This is a genomic window from Limnohabitans sp. Jir72 (assembly GCF_003063575.1).
Lineage (GTDB): Bacteria > Pseudomonadota > Gammaproteobacteria > Burkholderiales > Burkholderiaceae_C > Limnohabitans_A.
Genome location: NZ_NESC01000006.1, coordinates 126,286 through 142,854, shown reverse-complemented (window position 1 = coordinate 142,854; position 16,569 = coordinate 126,286). Strand labels below are relative to the sequence as shown.

17 protein-coding genes are annotated in these 16,569 nt (G+C 60.6%); 3 read left to right on the top strand and 14 right to left on the bottom strand.

Features of this window, described 5'->3' with window-relative positions; genetic code table 11:
• Nucleotides 1-141: 141 nt before the first annotated feature.
• The 10 genes from B9Z52_RS10090 to B9Z52_RS10045 form a co-directional block, all read right to left on the bottom strand.
• Entirely contained in the window at nt 142-1,611 is a 1,470-nt protein-coding gene (locus tag B9Z52_RS10090) for a DegQ family serine endoprotease (protein ID WP_108413715.1), read from the bottom strand.
• 54 nt (nt 1,612-1,665) lie between these two features.
• Complete coding sequence (locus B9Z52_RS10085) at nt 1,666-2,157, bottom strand: hypothetical protein (protein WP_108413714.1); 492 nt, start codon at nt 2,155-2,157, stop codon at nt 1,666-1,668.
• Between the two features lie 25 nt (nt 2,158-2,182).
• Nucleotides 2,183-3,427, bottom strand: a complete 1,245-nt coding sequence (gene fabF / locus B9Z52_RS10080) for a beta-ketoacyl-ACP synthase II (protein ID WP_108413713.1) — start codon at nt 3,425-3,427, stop codon at nt 2,183-2,185.
• A 6-nt stretch (nt 3,428-3,433) separates the two neighbouring features.
• Nucleotides 3,434-3,670 (bottom strand): acyl carrier protein, encoded by a 237-nt coding sequence (gene acpP / locus B9Z52_RS10075; protein ID WP_019427049.1) that lies wholly within the window; start codon nt 3,668-3,670, stop codon nt 3,434-3,436.
• Between the two features lie 74 nt (nt 3,671-3,744).
• Complete coding sequence (gene fabG / locus B9Z52_RS10070) at nt 3,745-4,488, bottom strand: 3-oxoacyl-ACP reductase FabG (protein WP_108413712.1); 744 nt, start codon at nt 4,486-4,488, stop codon at nt 3,745-3,747.
• Nucleotides 4,485-5,435, bottom strand: a complete 951-nt coding sequence (gene fabD, locus B9Z52_RS10065; RefSeq protein ID WP_108413711.1) for an ACP S-malonyltransferase — start codon at nt 5,433-5,435, stop codon at nt 4,485-4,487. The genes fabG and fabD overlap by 4 nt, the downstream gene beginning before the upstream one ends.
• Before the next feature lie 79 nt (nt 5,436-5,514).
• On the bottom strand, nt 5,515-6,492 hold the full coding sequence (locus B9Z52_RS10060) for a beta-ketoacyl-ACP synthase III (protein ID WP_108413710.1): 978 nt from the start codon (nt 6,490-6,492) through the stop codon (nt 5,515-5,517).
• Nucleotides 6,489-7,553: a phosphate acyltransferase PlsX gene (gene plsX / locus B9Z52_RS10055; RefSeq protein WP_108413709.1), complete on the bottom strand. Its 1,065-nt coding sequence runs from the start codon at nt 7,551-7,553 to the stop codon at nt 6,489-6,491. Before plsX ends, B9Z52_RS10060 begins: the two co-directional genes overlap by 4 nt.
• A gap of 111 nt (nt 7,554-7,664) precedes the next feature.
• Complete coding sequence (gene rpmF, locus B9Z52_RS10050; RefSeq protein ID WP_005794249.1) at nt 7,665-7,847, bottom strand: 50S ribosomal protein L32; 183 nt, start codon at nt 7,845-7,847, stop codon at nt 7,665-7,667.
• Nucleotides 7,848-7,988: 141 nt separating this feature from the next.
• The gene (locus B9Z52_RS10045) at nt 7,989-8,534 is read right to left on the bottom strand and encodes a DUF177 domain-containing protein (protein ID WP_108413708.1); all 546 of its coding nucleotides are present in this window, start codon (nt 8,532-8,534) and stop codon (nt 7,989-7,991) included.
• A gap of 25 nt (nt 8,535-8,559) precedes the next feature.
• On the opposite strand from B9Z52_RS10045, the gene B9Z52_RS10040 reads away from it, so the two are divergent.
• Both B9Z52_RS10040 and B9Z52_RS10035 read left to right on the top strand, forming a co-directional pair.
• Nucleotides 8,560-9,174, top strand: a complete 615-nt coding sequence (locus B9Z52_RS10040) for a Maf family nucleotide pyrophosphatase (RefSeq protein WP_199222076.1) — start codon at nt 8,560-8,562, stop codon at nt 9,172-9,174.
• Complete coding sequence (locus B9Z52_RS10035) at nt 9,171-9,941, top strand: SAM-dependent methyltransferase (RefSeq protein ID WP_108413707.1); 771 nt, start codon at nt 9,171-9,173, stop codon at nt 9,939-9,941. Before B9Z52_RS10040 ends, B9Z52_RS10035 begins: the two co-directional genes overlap by 4 nt.
• 6 nt (nt 9,942-9,947) lie before the next feature.
• On the opposite strand, the gene B9Z52_RS10030 is transcribed toward B9Z52_RS10035, so the two are convergent.
• The 4 genes from B9Z52_RS10030 to B9Z52_RS10015 are packed head-to-tail and all read right to left on the bottom strand — an operon-like array spanning nt 9,948 to nt 12,945.
• Complete coding sequence (locus tag B9Z52_RS10030; protein ID WP_108413706.1) at nt 9,948-10,934, bottom strand: S49 family peptidase; 987 nt, start codon at nt 10,932-10,934, stop codon at nt 9,948-9,950.
• A 2-nt stretch (nt 10,935-10,936) separates the two neighbouring features.
• Nucleotides 10,937-11,302 carry a Rieske 2Fe-2S domain-containing protein gene (locus B9Z52_RS10025; protein ID WP_108413705.1) on the bottom strand — a complete coding sequence of 122 codons (366 nt, stop codon included), beginning with the start codon at nt 11,300-11,302 and terminating at the stop codon, nt 10,937-10,939.
• Between the two features lie 13 nt (nt 11,303-11,315).
• Nucleotides 11,316-11,984, bottom strand: coding sequence for an HAD family hydrolase (locus B9Z52_RS10020; RefSeq protein ID WP_108413704.1), 669 nt, complete (start codon nt 11,982-11,984; stop codon nt 11,316-11,318).
• The gene (locus tag B9Z52_RS10015) at nt 11,956-12,945 is read right to left on the bottom strand and encodes an RluA family pseudouridine synthase (protein WP_233251917.1); all 990 of its coding nucleotides are present in this window, start codon (nt 12,943-12,945) and stop codon (nt 11,956-11,958) included. Before B9Z52_RS10015 ends, B9Z52_RS10020 begins: the two co-directional genes overlap by 29 nt.
• Nucleotides 12,946-13,522: 577 nt before the next feature.
• Between B9Z52_RS10015 and B9Z52_RS10010 the strand changes: the two genes are divergently transcribed.
• Entirely contained in the window at nt 13,523-16,507 is a 2,985-nt protein-coding gene (locus B9Z52_RS10010; RefSeq protein ID WP_108413851.1) for an Rne/Rng family ribonuclease, read from the top strand.
• The last annotated feature ends 62 nt before the right edge of the window (nt 16,508-16,569 follow it).

Sequence of the window (16,569 nt, the reverse complement as noted above, 5' to 3'; positions counted from 1 at the left end):
TCGTTATGAGGACCCATTAAAGTTAGTATTTACCCACATTTAATTCTTCGATTCGCGGTGGCAAATAAATTTGATGACATCGAAATCAGGCGACCAATAACCCAGCAAAGCGACGGGACTCTTGACAAGCCAGCCACCTGCTCACTTGCCGGGTCGGATCAGCACATACTGGGCACCATCGCCACGGCGAATCAAAAGACTCACCGGGCGGCTCTTGTCGAGTTTGCTGACCACCGATTCGAACTCTTTCACGCTGGCCACCTCCGTGTTGGCCACCGCCAAGATCAAATCACCCTCCTGGATACCGGCGCGGGCTGCAGCATCGCTGGCACTGTCCACGACCACGCCACCGCGAACACGCGCGTCTTTCTTCTGAGCGGCCGTCAAGTCGCTCACCACCAAGCCCAAGCTCGAAGCTTTGGTCGGGGCTGTTTTCTTCTCGGCCGCAGGCGCCTCGCTTTTATCGGCTTCTATCTCCGCGATCGTGATGGTCAACTCCTTGCTGACGCCTCGGCGGAACACGGTGATGGGTGCACGCGTATCCGGTTTGGTGTTGCCCACCCAACGTGGCAAGTCAGACATCTTCTCGATCGGCTTGCCATCGAATTTGGTGATGATGTCACCGGCCTCGATACCGGCCTTGTCAGCAGGGGCTCCCTCCTCCACGCCACGGACCAAGGCACCTTGGGCTTTGCCCAGGCCTATGGACTCAGCCACTTCTTTGGTCACCGGGGCTATCTGCACACCGATGCGCCCACGCGTGACTCGACCACTGGCGCGCAGTTGCTCACTCACACGCACCGCTTCGTCCATAGGGATCGCAAAAGAAATGCCCATGAAGCCGCCGGAGCGTGAATAGATCTGGCTGTTGATGCCCACCACTTCTCCTCGCATATTGATCAGCGGACCACCTGAGTTGCCGGGGTTGATCGCCACGTCGGTCTGGATGAAGGGCAAATACTCGCCCGTGTCGCGCTGCTTGGCGCTGACAATGCCTGCAGTGACGGAGTTTTCAAGACCAAACGGCGAGCCAATCGCCATGACCCACTCACCGACCTTGAGGCGGCTGACATCGCCCACTTTCACGGCAGGCAAGCCCGAGGCCTGGATCTTCACCACCGCAACATCGGAGCGTTTGTCAGCGCCCACGATGCGGGCCTTGAACTCGCGTTTGTCGGTCAGTGTCACCATGACCTCATCGGCGCCTTCCACCACATGGGCGTTGGTCATGATGAAGCCGTCAGCGCTCAAAATGAAACCCGAGCCAACGCCACGAGGTTGCGACTCTTCGGGTGCCTGAGAGCGATTGGGTTTGGGTGACTGCCGAGGCGTGTTCGGCAAAGGCATGCCAAAAAAGCGGCGAAAGAGCTCTTGCATTTCTTCATCGCTCGCGCCCGATCCTGCGGCATTGGTGCGCACCTTCTCCAAGGTACGGATATTCACCACCGAAGGCCCCACCTGCTCTACCAATTCGGTGAAATCGGGCAAACCCCTTACAGCCACTTGCGCATTTTGTGCCATGGTCAGACCAGGCATCAGCCCCGCACCGCCCAGCAACATCGCAACCCCTGCAAACGAGGCCACGCACTTTTTCAATGCCATTGTCAACATCGATACATCCCTTGATTTGAATAACAGTCGAGCGCACCCGAAACCGCTTGCGCCTCAAATGACCATGGGCAATTTTGCAGGGTCCAAAGACCCGTCATCACCCAATGGGCGCGAATATACAGCGCAACGAAAACCATGCCAAGCCAAGGGCATGTCCGTTTGCGCAACGATGGCAAATTGCGGCCACGCGCTGGATTTTTCAAGGCCCTGCGCCACGCGGTAGGACACCCACAGGGTTCGGCCACCATCGAGCAAGAGGCTCAATTGAACTGGGTGCTCTTGCAAGTACTGGTCTTGCCAGCACCAGCCATCACCACGCCAAACCAAATGGCCTGGCGCGGAAGATTCTCTCGATTCGAGCCACAAGGCCAAAGTGCTCGAGACAGCCCAAAGTGCCCACGCGATCCAGACCATCAGGCCCACTGCGCCGCTCATGACGTGCCAGCACATCAATCCCACAGCCCCCGTCAGCGCCAAAGCACCCACACCACAGGAGCACCAAACAAAACGCCCCACCGGATAAATCACAGGCGGGGCGTTGTGCATGGTGATGACCTTGCGTAAAGGCTCGTCAGGTGCGTTTGAACACCAGAGAGCCGTTGGTGCCACCGAAACCGAAGTTGTTTTTCAGGGCCACATCGATTTTCATGTCGCGTGCCGTGTTGGCACAGTAGTCCAGATCGCACTCGGGATCGGGGTTGACCAAGTTGATGGTCGGCGGCACTTTTTGGTGGTGCAGCGCCAACACGGTGAAGACGCTCTCAATGCCGCCCGCGCCACCCAAGAGGTGACCAGTCATGGACTTGGTGGAGCTGACCACCGTTTTGTAAGCGTGGTCGCCCAAAGCCGCCTTGATGGCATTGGTTTCATTGATATCGCCCAGCGGCGTGGAAGTACCATGCGCGTTCAGATAGTCGATCTGGTCAGCGTTGACACCGGCATTGCGCATGGCATTGATCATGGCGCGGCGGGGGCCGTCCATGCTCGGCGCGGTCATGTGACCCGCGTCAGCGCTCATGCCATAACCACCCAGCTCGGCATAGATCTTGGCACCACGGGCTTTGGCGTGTTCGTACTCTTCGAGCACCATCACGCCAGCGCCTTCACCCAGAACAAAGCCGTCGCGGTCTTTGTCCCAAGGGCGGGATGCCGCTGTGGGGTCATCGTTGCGGGTCGACAAGGCGCGCATGGCCGCAAAGCCACCGACACCCAAGGGTGAAACACAAGCTTCAGAGCCGCCTGCAACCATCACATCCGCATCGCCGTATTCGATCAATCGACCGGCTTCGCCAATGGAGTGCAAACCTGTGGTGCAAGCGGTCACAACAGCCAGATTGGGGCCTTTGAAACCACTGCGCATCGACACATGACCAGAGATCATGTTGATGATAGAGGCCGGGACGAAAAATGGGGAAATGCGACGCGCACCGCGCGCTGTGTACTCGGAGTGTGTTTCTTCGATCAGTGGCAAGCCACCAATGCCTGAACCGATCACCACACCGATGCGGCAGGCCTCTTCTTCGTCAAGCGCATCGCCAGTAGGCAAGCCCGCGTCCTGAATGGCTTGGGCTGCGGCAGCGATGCCGAAATGAATGAAGCGGTCCATGGTCCTCGCTTCTTTGGAGGACATGTAGGACTCTAAATCAAAGTTTTTGACTTCACCCGCAAACCGACAGGCTATGGCTGAAGCATCAAAACGTGTGATCGGAGCAATGCCGGACTGGCCGGCAAGCAAGTTCGACCATGCGTCAGCGACCGTGTTGCCCACGGGGCTGATGCATCCCAAACCCGTGACAACAACGCGGCGCCGGGTCATCGTCGATCAGGCCTTCTTGCTTTGGGCGTAGTCGATCGCAGCTTGCACCGTGGTGATTTTTTCTGCGTCTTCGTCAGGAATCTCGATGCCGAACTCGTCTTCGAGTGCCATCACCAGTTCCACAGTGTCCAGAGAATCTGCACCCAGATCGGCCACGAAGGCTTTTTCGTTGGTGACTTGTGACTCTTCAACGCCGAGTTGTTCGGCAATGATTTTTTTGACACGTGCTTCGATATCGCTCATGGGGTCCCTCTGAGGGTTGTGAAAAATGAAGATTTTACCTGTCCGGAAGGCGTTTCCGCCAATCGGCTTGTGAATCAGGCCATGTACATGCCACCATTGACATGCAATTCTTGTCCTGTGACATAGCCCGCGTGCGTTCCGGCCAGGTAGGCCACCGCGTGGGCGATGTCATCGGGCTTGCCCAGATGGCCCAGAGGAATCTGGCCCAGCAAGGCTTTTTGTTGCTCTTCGGGCAGGCTGGCGGTCATGTCGGTCTCGATGAAACCGGGGGCCACGCAGTTGACCGTGATGCCACGGCTGCCCAGCTCGCGGGCCAGCGCACGGGTCATGCCCGCCACACCAGCCTTGGCAGCGGCGTAGTTGGCCTGGCCAGGGTTGCCCGATGCGCCCACCACGCTGGTGATGCTGATGATGCGGCCATAACGCTGCTTCATCATGGGGCGCATCACGGCGCGGCTCATGCGAAACACCGCCTTGAGGTTGGTGTCGAGTACCGCGTCCCAGTCGTCGTCCTTCATGCGCATGGCCAGGGTGTCGCGAGTGATGCCCGCGTTGTTGACCAGCACCTGCAAGCCACCGTGTTCTTTGACGATGGCGTCGATCAGGGCAACGCCAGCTTCGGCGTCGTTCACGTTCAGGTTGGCACCCCGGCTGCGGGGGAAAGCCGACAGGGCTTGGCTGATCTTGGCAGCGCCGTCATCGCTGGTAGCGGTCCCGATGACCACAAAACCTTGTTGTGCCAGATGCAAGGCAATCGATGCACCGATGCCGCGCGACGCGCCTGTGACCAATGCGATTTGTTTTTGTGCTTCGCTCATGCCAGCAATCCTTTCACTTCAGCCAAGGTAGCGGGGTCGTACAAGGCCACGCCATTCAATTCGGTATCGATCCGCTTGGTCATGCCAGCCAGAACTTTGCCAGGGCCACACTCCACCAGGGTGTTCACGCCAAGGGCCTTGATGGCTTGCACGCACTCGACCCAGCGCACCGGGCCAAAGGCCTGACGGTACAGCGCGTCGCGGATGCGGTCGGCATCGGTTTCAACGGCCACATCGATGTTGTTGAGCACTGGAATCTGGGGCACACCCAAAGTCAGCGAGGCCAGCTTCTCACGCAACTTTTCAGCGGCGGGTTTCATCAGGCTCGAATGGAACGGAGCCGACACGGGCAAGAGCAGCGCGCGTTTGGCGCCCATGCCTTTGAGCACTTCGCAGGCCTTGTCCACAGCAGCTTTGCTACCCGCGATCACGGTTTGCGCAGCGTCGTTGAAGTTCACGGCCTCAACCACTTCGGCGCTGTCTGCGGCGAATGTGGCTTGGGCTTCTTGGCAACCCGCAATGACTTTGTCCGAGGGCAAGCCCAGAATGGCAGCCATAGCACCCACGCCCACCGGCACGGCTTCTTGCATGGCGGCGGCGCGCAAGCGCACCAGCGGCGCAGCTTGCGTCAGCGTCAACACACCCGCAGCCACCAAAGCGCTGTACTCGCCCAGCGAGTGACCCGCCACCACCGATGGCGCGGCACCGCCTTCGGCCAGCCAGGCACGGTAAGCGGCCACGGCCGACACCAGCATCACGGGCTGGGTGTTGGTGGTCATGGCCAACGCTTCCTTGGGGCCTTCGTGGATCAATTTGGCAACGTCTTCACCCAAAGCCTCTGAGGCTTCTTGGAGGGTTTCGAGCACCACGGGGTGATCACCCCAGGCGTCCAGCATGCCCACCGATTGGGAGCCCTGGCCGGGAAAAACAAAAGCAAATGTGGTCATGTGCAAATTTTGTATCAGGAAAGAATGCGGGTGAGCGTGCCGTGCATCGCTGACCCGGGCCTGTCAAATCAACAGCGCGTCAATAACGCAGTAGCACCGAGCCCCAGGTGAAGCCGCCGCCCACGCCTTCGAGCATGAGGGTCTGACCGCGCTGGATGCGCCCGTCGCGCACGGCGGTGTCCAGCGCCAGCGGGATCGAAGCGGCCGAGGTGTTGCCGTGCTGATCAACGGTCACCACCACCTTGTCGGCGCCCATTTTGAGCTTTTTGGCAGTGCTTTGCATGATGCGGATGTTGGCCTGGTGCGGGATCAGCCAGTCGATGTCGGCATCGGTCAGATTGGCCTTGGCCAAGCTGGCGCGGGCTGTTTCTTCGAGCACGCCCACGGCCAGCTTGAACACGGCTTGGCCGTCCATCTTGAGCACCGGCTCGCCCAGAATTCCACCGCGATTGACGTGACCGGGCACGCACAAAATGTCCTTGTATTTACCATCGGCATGCAAGTCGGTTGCCAAAATACCGGGCTGGTCCGAGGCTTCCAGGATGACTGCGCCTGCGCCGTCACCGAACAACACACAGGTCGTGCGGTCCTTGAAATCGAGGATGCGGCTGAACACTTCCGAGCCGATCACCAAGGCGCGCCTAGCCGAGCCGGACTGGATCATCGAATCGGCAATCGTCAGCGCATAAATGAAGCCACTGCACACGGCCTGTACGTCAAACGCTGGGCAACCTGCGGTGCCCAGCTTGTGCTGCACCATGGTCGCCACCGACGGAAAGACCATATCAGGGGTCGAGGTCGCCACGATGATCAGGTCGAGGTCGTCGGCAGAAATGCCTGCGGCGCTGAGGGCTTGGCGAGCGGCTTCGGTCGCCAGGTCGCTGCTGCCTTGGTGGTCGGCCGCAAAGTGACGGGCACGGATGCCGGTGCGCTCGACGATCCAATCATCGGAAGTTTCAACGCCTTGTTGCGCCAGTTCGGCTGCCAAGTCGGCGTTGGTCAGGCGTTTTTCCGGCAGGTAGCTGCCAGTGCCCAAAATGCGGGAATAAATTCTCATGGTGTAGTGACCGCAGGTTCTGCCCGATCGGCTTGCACGCCCATCAACAAAGGGGCTGCATGCGCGATGCGTTCACGAACGCGGTCCAGCAATTGGTTTCGGGCTGCATCATAAGCCCGGTTCAGGGCGGTTTCAAAAGCGATCTCGTCGGCTGAGCCGTGGCTCTTGAACACCAAGCCACGTAAGCCCAGCAGGGCTGCACCGTTGTAACGGCGATGGTCTACGCGATTTTTAAACGCAGATAAGACCGGATAAGCCAACAGCGCTGCTATTTTCGTGAAGATGTTGCGAGAAAACTCTGTTTTCAGAAAACCACCAATCATGATGGCCAAGCCTTCGCTGGCTTTCAGGGCCACATTGCCGACAAAGCCATCACAGACCACGATGTCCACTGTGCCCTTGAAAATGTCATTGCCTTCGACATTCCCATGAAAATTCAAATCACCGCAATTGCCTGCAGATCGCAGGAGTTCGCCGGTTTTTTTGATGATTTCATTGCCTTTAATAGCCTCTTCACCAATATTGAGCAAGCCTACCGTGGGGTTTGGCTTGTCTTGCAACACCGAAACCAGGGCCGAGCCCATCACGGCAAACTGCAGCAAGTGCTCAGGGGTGCAATCGACATTGGCCCCCAGGTCGAGCATGGTGGTGCCGCCGCCCTTGAAGTTGGGCATTTGGCCTGCAATGGCCGGACGGTCAATGCCGTCCATGGTTTTGAGCACATAGCGGGCAATCGCCATCAAGGCACCCGTATTGCCCGCAGACACCGCCGCACCGGCTTTGCCGTCGCGCACCTGCTCGATGGCCACGCGCATGGACGAGTCTTTTTTCTTGCGCAACGCGATTTCAAGTGAATCGTCCATCTCCACCACTTCGGTGGCGGGCACCACTTGGGCACGCGGGTCGGACAAAGCACTCAAAGCCTCGGGGCGCCCCACCAAGAGCAAACGGGCATCAGGGTGAGTCGACAGGAAACGACGGCACGCAGCCAGCGTGATGCTGGGGCCGTGGTCACCGCCCATGCAATCGACTGCCACAGTGATCGGAGTGGACGAGGTCATGGAATCCTTGGACTCAAAACTGGAAACACAAATCAAAAGCCAAAAAACAAAAAGCCCGATGCTACTTAAAAAGTAGCGCCGGGCCTCTGAAGGCTTGAGGGCTGACGCCGATCAGGCTTCGGATTTGTTTTTCAACACTTGGCGACCGCGGTAAAAACCGTTAGGGCTGATGTGGTGACGCAGGTGAGTTTCACCGGTAGTGGGTTCCACAGCGATGCCTGGCACGTTCAGTGCGTTGTGCGAACGGTGCATGCCGCGCTTGGAGGGCGATTTTTTGTTTTGCTGAACAGCCATGATGGCTCCTTGGAAGCTTGTGGAGGCCGCGCAAATACAACGCAGCTTCTGGTTGATGACGATGGTCACTCAGAAAATAACCGAGCGAAGCCATAGATTATAGCCCAAGCAAAGAGGCTTGAACAGCCCGTTGCAGAAAGATCAGGACTTGCCTGTTTTCAGGCCCGCCAGCACACCAAACGGATTGGGTTTAACGGCTTCGGTCTCAAACTCAGGGTCCACCGCCGACATGGGCATGGCTTGCGGGCAGACCTCGTGCAATGGCACCAGCGGCAAAGACAAGATCAATTCATCTTCCACCAAGGCCAAGGCATCGAAGTCACGGCTGATCACCAGAATGTCTTCCTCAGCCTCGTCATCCAGCGAAGCTGCAGTGGCTTCGTCGGCCACAAACCGGAAAGACCGCTCGGCCTCCACAGGCTCCAGCACAGGGGTCAGGCAGCGCTGGCACTGCATGGGCAAGGCCACACTGGCATGCAAATCGAGCCAGATCTGATCGGCGCCACCCGATTGAGGCACCAGGCGGCCTTCCAAGCGCCAAGCCACCAGGCCGGCTTTCAAATCACCGGCCACCTGCTCATCGAGCAAGCGCGGCAAAGCGGCCAAGGGCGACTGCCCTTCAAGGCTTGCGCCATCACGGGCAAAGGCCGCGACATCCAAATGCGAGGGGTCCAACTTTTTTTCCATGCCTGCAGTGTAAGAGAATCACCCCATGAGCATTTCTGCAAGCCCTATGAATTCCTCCGAAAACCGCCCCGTGGTGCTGGGTTCCACCTCGCGCTACCGCCGCGAACTGATGGAGCGTCTGCGCATCCCCTTCTCTGTCGCTGCCCCCGATGTGGACGAAACGCCCGCTGCTGGCGAATCGCCGCGCGATCTGGCTTTGCGTCTGGCCTTGGCCAAAGCCAAGGCGGTGGCCGCCAAACACCCCGAATCGGTGGTGATCGGTTCCGACCAAGTGGCCGATCTGGCAGGACAGCCGTTGGGCAAGCCCGGAGAACACGCCCGCGCCGTGCAACAGCTGCGCCAGATGCGCGGACAAACCGTGGTGTTTCAAACCGCTTTGGCCGTGGTATGCCTGGCCACCGGTTTTGAAGCGGTCGATCTGGCCGCCGTGCGCGTGGTCTTTCGCGACTTGAGCGACGACGAGATCGAGGCCTATCTGCAAGCCGAAAAACCCTACGACTGCGCAGGCAGCGCCAAAAGCGAAGGCCTGGGCATTGCCTTGCTCGAATCCATCGACAACGACGACCCCACCGCACTGATCGGTCTGCCCTTGATCCGCACCGCACGCCTGCTGCGCCAAGCCGGAGTGAAACTGCTGTGAACACCCCCAAAACCCCAGGCCGCCTGTTTCTGGTGCCCACCCCTCTGGACTTTGGTTGCGCCGAGCAAGCCCCCGTGAGCGATGTCCTGCCTGTCAGCACCCTGGCCATCGCAGCCAGCTTGCAGCACTGGGTGTGCGAGAACGCCAAAAGCACCCGCGCCTTCCTCAAGCGCGTGAACGAATCACACCCGCTGGTGGCGCCCCTGACCGAGCAAAAAATCACCGAATTGCCGCGCCATGTGCACAAAAAGGGCGACCACCAATCGGGCTTTGACGGCAAACCTCTGCTGGCCGCAGCCCTGCAAGGCCACGACATCGGCCTGATCAGCGAAGCAGGCATGCCCGCCGTGGCCGACCCCGGCAGCTCGGTGGTGCGGGCCGCGCACGACCTGGGCCTGACTGTGGTCCCCTTGGTGGGGCCCGTGTCCTTGCTGCTGGCCTTGGCGGCCAGCGGGCTGAACGGCCAAAACTTTGCCTTCGTGGGCTACCTGCCGCAAGACGCTGGCGAACGGTCTGCACGCCTGAAGCAGCTCGAATCACTGGCCCACAAAACAGGCCAAACACAGCTGTGGATTGAAACGCCTTACCGCAACGCCGCCATGCTCAGCGGCATGCTGCAAAGCCTGCAAGGCGGCACCCGGCTGGCCATTGCCAGCGGCTTGACGCTGCCCTCGGCGCGCGTCCAGAGCCACACCGTCGCCCAATGGAAAAAGGGCCTGCAAGGCCCTGATGGTCACACGCCCGCGGTCTACGCCATCGGGCCTTGAGTCGCTTCAGCGCAAGGCCGAGCCCATGCGCAGGGCGTGCACCGCGCCCTCACCCACCGCAGCGCCAAAGCGCTTGGCCAGACGCTCGGCCACATTCTCGTGACGGGAATAGTCAATCACCTCGGGCGCCTTGACCACGTCACGCGCCACGCTGTCCAGGCTGCCCATGGCATCGGCCAAGCCCATGTCCACGGCTTGCTGACCACTCCAGAACAAGCCGCTGAACATGTCAGGCGTTTCTTTCAGGCGATCACCACGACCTTGACGCACGACCTGGATGAACTGGGAATGGATCTGGTCGAGCATGGCCTGCGCGTGTTTGCGCTGCGCTTCGGTTTGCGGGCTGAACGGGTCCAAAAATCCTTTGTTGGCACCCGCCGTCATCAAGCGGCGCTCCACGCCCAGCTTGTCCATGAGGCCGGTGAAGCCAAAACCATCCATCAACACGCCGATGCTGCCCACGATGCTGGCCTTGTCCACATAAATCTTGTCGGCGGCTGCCGCAATGTAATAAGCGGCCGAGGCACAAGACTCTTCCACCACCACGTAAATCGGCTTTTTGTGCAGCGCTTTGAGGCGGCGGATCTCATCATTGATCAAACCCGCCTGCACGGGACTGCCCCCTGGTGAGTTGATCAGCAAGACCAAGGCTTGCGAACCAGAATCCTCCAGTGCGCTGCGCATGGAGGCCATCACGTTTTCTGCGCTGCCGTCGCCTTCTGAGCCGATCTCGCCCTTGATGGCCACCATGGCCGTGTGCGGCATGCTGGGGCTGGTCGATGGCGAGTTGTAGCTGAACGCCTGCCAGGCGATCACGCCAATCAAGAGCAACCAAGCCAGGCGCAGGCCCACTTTCCAGCGGCGTGCTGCTTTTTGCTCTTCCAGGGTGGCAAAGGCCAAGGCCTCCAGCGTGCGCCGCTCCCAGCTGCGTTCGGCCGAAGGCGTGGCATCGGCTGAAGCGGAAGTGAACAAGGGTTCGCGGGGTTCTTGCATGGTCAAAATTCAACAGGTTTCAAGTTGTAGGCAGTATGCCAGTGAACCACACCATCCCGCTCTGACAAGTCTATTTTCACCAAGCCGCCCCGGCAGGGTCCGCCACTGCAAGCCCCCGTGTCAGGCTGGTAAGTGGCGCCATGGGTGGCACACATCAGCCAGCGTCCGGTGTTGTCAAAAAAACGGTCGGGTTGGTAGTCCATCTCCATCGCCACATGGGTGCAGCGGTTCAGATAGGCGTGGACCTCGCCTTGGTACCGAATGGCAAAAGCCCGGCAGGTCTGCCCGGCATAAACAATGTCAAAGGGCACGGCGCGCCCCCCGTTGACCAGGTCCGCGCTGTTGCACAAAGGGATCATCGCTTCCATGACCGCTCCAGTCTCAAGCGTGTTGCAACAGCCAGTTGTGCAGGTCCTGCACGCTGTGCGCCACATGGCGTGGCTTCAAGACATGGAAGGCCTCGGGCTCGTGGGCGCCATAGCTCACGCCCACACTGGCGCAGCCCGCATTCAAAGCCATCTGCAAATCGTGCGTGGTGTCGCCGATCATCAAAGTGCGCTCGGGCTCCACACCAAACTCGCGCATCAGCTCGTGCAACATCAAAGGGCTGGGCTTGCCCGCCGTCTCGTCGGCCGTGCGTGAGCCATCGAACACATCGCGCAGGTCCACATCACGCAAAGCTTCGTTTAGCCCTTGACGGCTCTTGCCCGTGGCCACCGTGAGCCAATGGTGCCGCGCCTTGAGGGCGTGCAGCAAAGGCAAGACACCTTCAAACAAGCTGATGTCGTTTTGGTGTGCGATGTAGTGGTGGCGGTAACGCTCGCCCAGTGCCGGGTATTTTTCGGGCGGCACATCGGGTGCGGCATGGGCCAGCGCAGGCATGAGCGCCATGCCGATCACATAAGAGGCGGCTTCGCGGGTGGGCTCCTGCCCGCCCACATCCACCACCGCCCGCTGGATGCAGCGGGTGATGATGGCCGTGGAGTCAAACAGGGTGCCATCCCAATCGAAGGCGATCAGGTCAAACTGACGGGGTCTTGAGCTGGACATGGTCGACGTAGGCTTTCAATTCAGGGGGCAGATCGGCTTGCAAGGCCACGCGCTCGGCCGTGGCCGGGTGGTTGAACTGCAAACGCCAGGCGTGAAGGAACATGCGTTTGAGACCCTGCTTGGGCAGCGCCTTGTTCCATTCAAAGTCACCGTATTTGTCATCACCGGCAATCGGGTGACCGTTGCTGGCCAAGTGCACCCGGATCTGGTGGGTGCGCCCGGTCTTGATGGTCACCTCCAGCAAGGTGGCACCCGCCAGGCGCTGGGACACCTTCACCAGCGTGATTGAGCGCATGCCATCCGGGTCTTCGGCGGTGGTCACTTTGACCCGGCGTTCTCCGTCGGGCAACAAAAACTTGTGCAGCGGCTGGTCAATCACCTTGAGCTTGGCGGGCCATTCGCCCTTCACCAGCGCTAGGTAGGTCTTGCCCGTCTCGCGTTCGCGGAACTGGTCCTGCAGATTTTTCAGGGCACTGCGCTTTTTGGCCACCAGCAAAATGCCGCTGGTGTCACGGTCCAGTCGGTGCACCAACTCCAACAATTTGGCTTGCGGACGGGCCTGGCGCAATTGCTCGATCACGCCAAAGCTGACACCCGAGCCCCCATGCACAGCCACCCCAGCCGGTTTGTCGATGGCCATCAGGCTGTCGTCTTCGAGCAGCACCGGGAATTCACGCCCGGGGGCGGGTCGGGCGGCCTTTTCGGCCACTTTGTCGGACACGCGCACCGGCGGCAGGCGCACCTCGTCCCCGTTTTCAACCCGGGTCTCGGCAGAAGCGCGCCCCTTGTTGATGCGGACCTCGCCGCTGCGAATGATGCGGTAAACGTGGGTTTTAGGCACCCCTTTGAGGTGGCGCATCAGGAAATTGTCCAGACGCTGACCGGCAGATTCCTCGTCCACCAACAACCATTTGACGGCGGGCGACGCAGCAGCGGTTTGGGCCCCTATAATGTGATTCACTGGCAATTGGCTGTAAGTGGTTGATTCAAATGGAAATGAATTCCTGAAGACAGGAGTTTAGTCCACCACCACCGCGCCAAACCAGATGGTCGATGCCACCACCGGCACGATTTGCAGACTGAAGGCCAACGCCGACAGTGGCCAATCGCCCCGGAGGTTGGGCCGACGCCCAGAAACCCAGATACGGAATACCCCAAGTTTGGCAGCCTCAGGAGGCTGCTGAACGGATCAAAGCGAGATGTTTGTGTTGTTCGAAACTTTGCTGATGTGGATGGAGTGGCTCACAAAGCCAGGCTCTGCCGTCATGCCTTGTGCCGAACAGTTTGTCTTGGACACCGGGGGAAGCCCCCGGCAGTGGACGAATCTGTGCACGACTTTCCACTCGCCCCATCCACGCGCCACGATCCCCATTCCTGCGCTCACGCGCAGCTGAATGTCGGACACTTTTGGCAATTCCCTTCGTTTCAGGCGTCAGCTTGGGCAACGTGGACCCCTAGAGGGTCTGTTGTAAACAGGTCGTGTGTGCGCAGTCAGAAAACTGCCCCCCGACCGACACTGATAAATGAAGGACCGCATCATGAAACGGATGCTCATCAACGCTACGCAGGCAGAAGAACGCCGCCTGGCCATCGTCGACGGACAAAAACTCCTCGACTACGAAATCGAAATCGAAGGCCGCGAACAGCGCAAGGGCAACATCTACAAAGCTGTTGTGACCCGCGTGGAACCCTCGCTTGAAGCTTGCTTTGTGGACTACGGCGAAGACCGCCACGGCTTTTTGCCCTTCAAAGAAATCTCGCGCCAATACTTCGCCGAAGGCGTCTCGGTCAGCCAAGCCCGCATCAACGATGTGATCCGCGAAGGCCAGGAACTGATGGTCCAGGTCGAAAAAGAAGAGCGTGGCAACAAGGGCGCAGCCCTGACCACCTTCATCTCGCTGGCCGGTCGCTACGTGGTGCTCATGCCCAACAACCCCCGTGGCGGTGGCGTCAGCCGCCGCATCGAGGGTGATGACCGCGCTGAGCTCAAAGAGGCGATGGACCAGCTGGAATACCCCAAGGGCATGTCCATCATCGCCCGCACCGCAGGCATCGGCCGCTCCGCGCCCGAACTGCAGTGGGACCTGAACTACCTGCTCAAACTCTGGACCGCCATCGATGGCGCCGCCCAGGGCAAAGGTGCCTTCCTGATTTATCAGGAGTCCAGCCTGGTGATCCGCGCCATCCGCGATTACTTCAACAACGACATCGGCGACATCCTGATCGACACCGACGACATCTACGACCAAGCTCAGCAATTCATGAGCCACGTGATGCCCGAGTTTGCGCCGCGCGTGAAGCGCTACCGTGACGACGCGCCGCTGTTCAGCCGCTTCCAGATCGAGCACCAGATCGAATCGGCCTACGCCCGCACAGTGCAGCTGCCATCGGGCGGCGCCATCGTGATCGACCACACCGAAGCCTTGGTGTCGGTGGACGTGAACTCGGCCCGCGCCATCAAGGGCGGCGACATCGAAGAAACCGCCACCCGCACCAACTTGGAAGCCGCTGACGAAGTGGCCCGCCAAATGCGCCTGCGCGACCTGGGCGGCCTGATCGTGATCGACTTCATCGACATGGAAGAAGCTAAGAACCGCCGCGAAGTGGAAAACCGCTTGCGCGACGCCTTGCGCCAGGACCGCGCCCGCGTGCAGTTCGGCACCATCAGCAAATTCGGCCTCATGGAAATGAGCCGCCAGCGCTTGAAGCCTGCCCTGTCCGAAGGTGCGTCCATCCCCTGCCCACGTTGCGGCGGCGCTGGCCACATCCGTGACACCGAAAGCTCGGCACTGCAAATTTTGCGCATCATCCAAGAAGAGTCCATGAAGGACAACACCGCCGCTGTGCACGCGCAAGTGCCCGTCGAAGTGGCCGCCTTCTTGCTCAATGAAAAGCGCCCTGAGATCGCCAAGATCGAACTGCAGCAACGCATCAGCGTGCTGCTGGTACCCAACAAGTCGCTGGAAACCCCGCACTACAAGCTCGAGCGCTTGAAGCACGACGACCCGCGCCTGGACCGCATCGAAGCGAGCTACAAGATGGCCGAGATCGTCGAAGACGCGACCACCGTGACCCGCCGTTCGCAAGAGCCCACCAACAAGCAGACCCCGGTCATCAAGGGCGTGCTGCCCGATGCGCCTGCCCCAGTGGCACCGGTCAAGGCCGACGCACCTGTGGCCGCTGCGAAACAGCCGGCCAAAGCCGCAACACCTGTGGCAGCAACAGCGGTCAGCGGTGGTTTCTTTGGCTGGCTCAAGAGCCTGTTCGGTGGCAGCACCGAAGAAGCAAAGCCCGCTGTGGCCGACAAGAAAGACGGCAAGGCCCGCGAAGGCCGCAACGGCGAACGCAATGGTGAACGTCGTGACGGGGGTCGTGAAAGTGGCCGTGATGGCCGCCGCGACGGTCGCCGTGATGGCCGCCGTGTTGAGCGCACAGAACGTGCCGAAGGCGTGCAAGGCGAAAGCCGCGCACCACGCGAGGCTGGACGCCGCAGCGAAGGCCGCAACGAAGTGCGCGATGCTGAAGGCCGCCCCGCACGCGGTGAGCGCTCCGAGCGCCCAGCCGGTGAGCGCCAGCCCCGCGAAGGCCGCCGCGAACGCGGTGATAACACGCGCAACGAGGCCCCTGCCGAGTTGGCCGCAGACGGCACCGAAGTCCGCACCGAACGCGCACCCCGCGCCGAGCGTGGCGAACGCGGTGAAGGCCGACGTGAGCGTGGCGAAGGCCGTGGCGAGCGCGGTGAAGGCCGCCGTGAACGCGGCGAGCGCCGCAACAACGACAAGGCTCCCGGTGAGCTGAACACGGCCGAAACGGCTGTGGTCGCAGAAGGCCAGGAAACGGTGACCGACGAGAACGCAGCACCCAGCGAGAACAACGGGGAGCGCCGCGAACGCCGCTCACGCGACCGTTATGGCCGCGAACGCCGCGAACGCAACGGCGAGCCACGCCAGGACAACGGCAACGAAAACGCCTTGGCCGACAACGCGGCACCCGTGGTCGAAGCCAGCGGCGAAGATCGCCCCGCGCCACGCTCTTACTTTGAGCGTGCGCAACAAGCGGCCCCAGAAACTGCGCCACAAGCCTCGGCCCCAGTCGCTGAAATCGCCCCCGCGTCTGCAGTGGCTGCTGCGCCCGTGGCTGCACCAGCGGCAGTGGCTGCTGAGGTGGCCGCGCCGGTGATCACGCATGTGACGGCAGCTCCGGCTGCTGCACCTGTAGCAGAACCGGCTGCTGCACCGGTGGTCCAAGCTGTGGCCACACCAGCCGCAGCAACAAGCAGTCTGCCCAAAGTGGCCAACTACCAACTGCCGCTGGACAGCCTGCAAGAAGTTGCTCAAACCTCTGGCCTGGTCTGGGTGAACTCTGACGCTGACAAGATTGCAGCTGTTCAAGCCGCCATCGCTGCGGAACCCAAGCCCGTGCACGTCCCACGCGAGCGTCCACCTGCGGTGGTCGTCAACGAAGGTCCTCTGGTTCTGGTGGAAACACGCAAAGACCTGAAAAACATGAACTTGCCGTTCTGAGGACAGGCCAACAGCGGATGCGTTCACCCCGGTCTGGGTCCGGGGGGCCCGTGTTGGCTTGT

Coding starts and splice junctions, on each gene's coding strand:
- B9Z52_RS10090 (WP_108413715.1), bottom strand. CDS start 1,611: ATGTTGACAATGGCATTGAAAAAGTGCGTGGCCTCGTTTGCAGGGGTT.
- B9Z52_RS10085 (WP_108413714.1), bottom strand. CDS start 2,157: ATGCACAACGCCCCGCCTGTGATTTATCCGGTGGGGCGTTTTGTTTGG.
- fabF (WP_108413713.1), bottom strand. CDS start 3,427: ATGACCCGGCGCCGCGTTGTTGTCACGGGTTTGGGATGCATCAGCCCC.
- acpP (WP_019427049.1), bottom strand. CDS start 3,670: ATGAGCGATATCGAAGCACGTGTCAAAAAAATCATTGCCGAACAACTC.
- fabG (WP_108413712.1), bottom strand. CDS start 4,488: ATGAGCGAAGCACAAAAACAAATCGCATTGGTCACAGGCGCGTCGCGC.
- fabD (WP_108413711.1), bottom strand. CDS start 5,435: ATGACCACATTTGCTTTTGTTTTTCCCGGCCAGGGCTCCCAATCGGTG.
- B9Z52_RS10060 (WP_108413710.1), bottom strand. CDS start 6,492: ATGAGAATTTATTCCCGCATTTTGGGCACTGGCAGCTACCTGCCGGAA.
- plsX (WP_108413709.1), bottom strand. CDS start 7,553: ATGACCTCGTCCACTCCGATCACTGTGGCAGTCGATTGCATGGGCGGT.
- rpmF (WP_005794249.1), bottom strand. CDS start 7,847: ATGGCTGTTCAGCAAAACAAAAAATCGCCCTCCAAGCGCGGCATGCAC.
- B9Z52_RS10045 (WP_108413708.1), bottom strand. CDS start 8,534: ATGGAAAAAAAGTTGGACCCCTCGCATTTGGATGTCGCGGCCTTTGCC.
- B9Z52_RS10040 (WP_199222076.1), top strand. CDS start 8,560: ATGAGCATTTCTGCAAGCCCTATGAATTCCTCCGAAAACCGCCCCGTG.
- B9Z52_RS10030 (WP_108413706.1), bottom strand. CDS start 10,934: ATGCAAGAACCCCGCGAACCCTTGTTCACTTCCGCTTCAGCCGATGCC.
- B9Z52_RS10025 (WP_108413705.1), bottom strand. CDS start 11,302: ATGGAAGCGATGATCCCTTTGTGCAACAGCGCGGACCTGGTCAACGGG.
- B9Z52_RS10020 (WP_108413704.1), bottom strand. CDS start 11,984: ATGTCCAGCTCAAGACCCCGTCAGTTTGACCTGATCGCCTTCGATTGG.
- B9Z52_RS10010 (WP_108413851.1), top strand. CDS start 13,523: ATGAAACGGATGCTCATCAACGCTACGCAGGCAGAAGAACGCCGCCTG.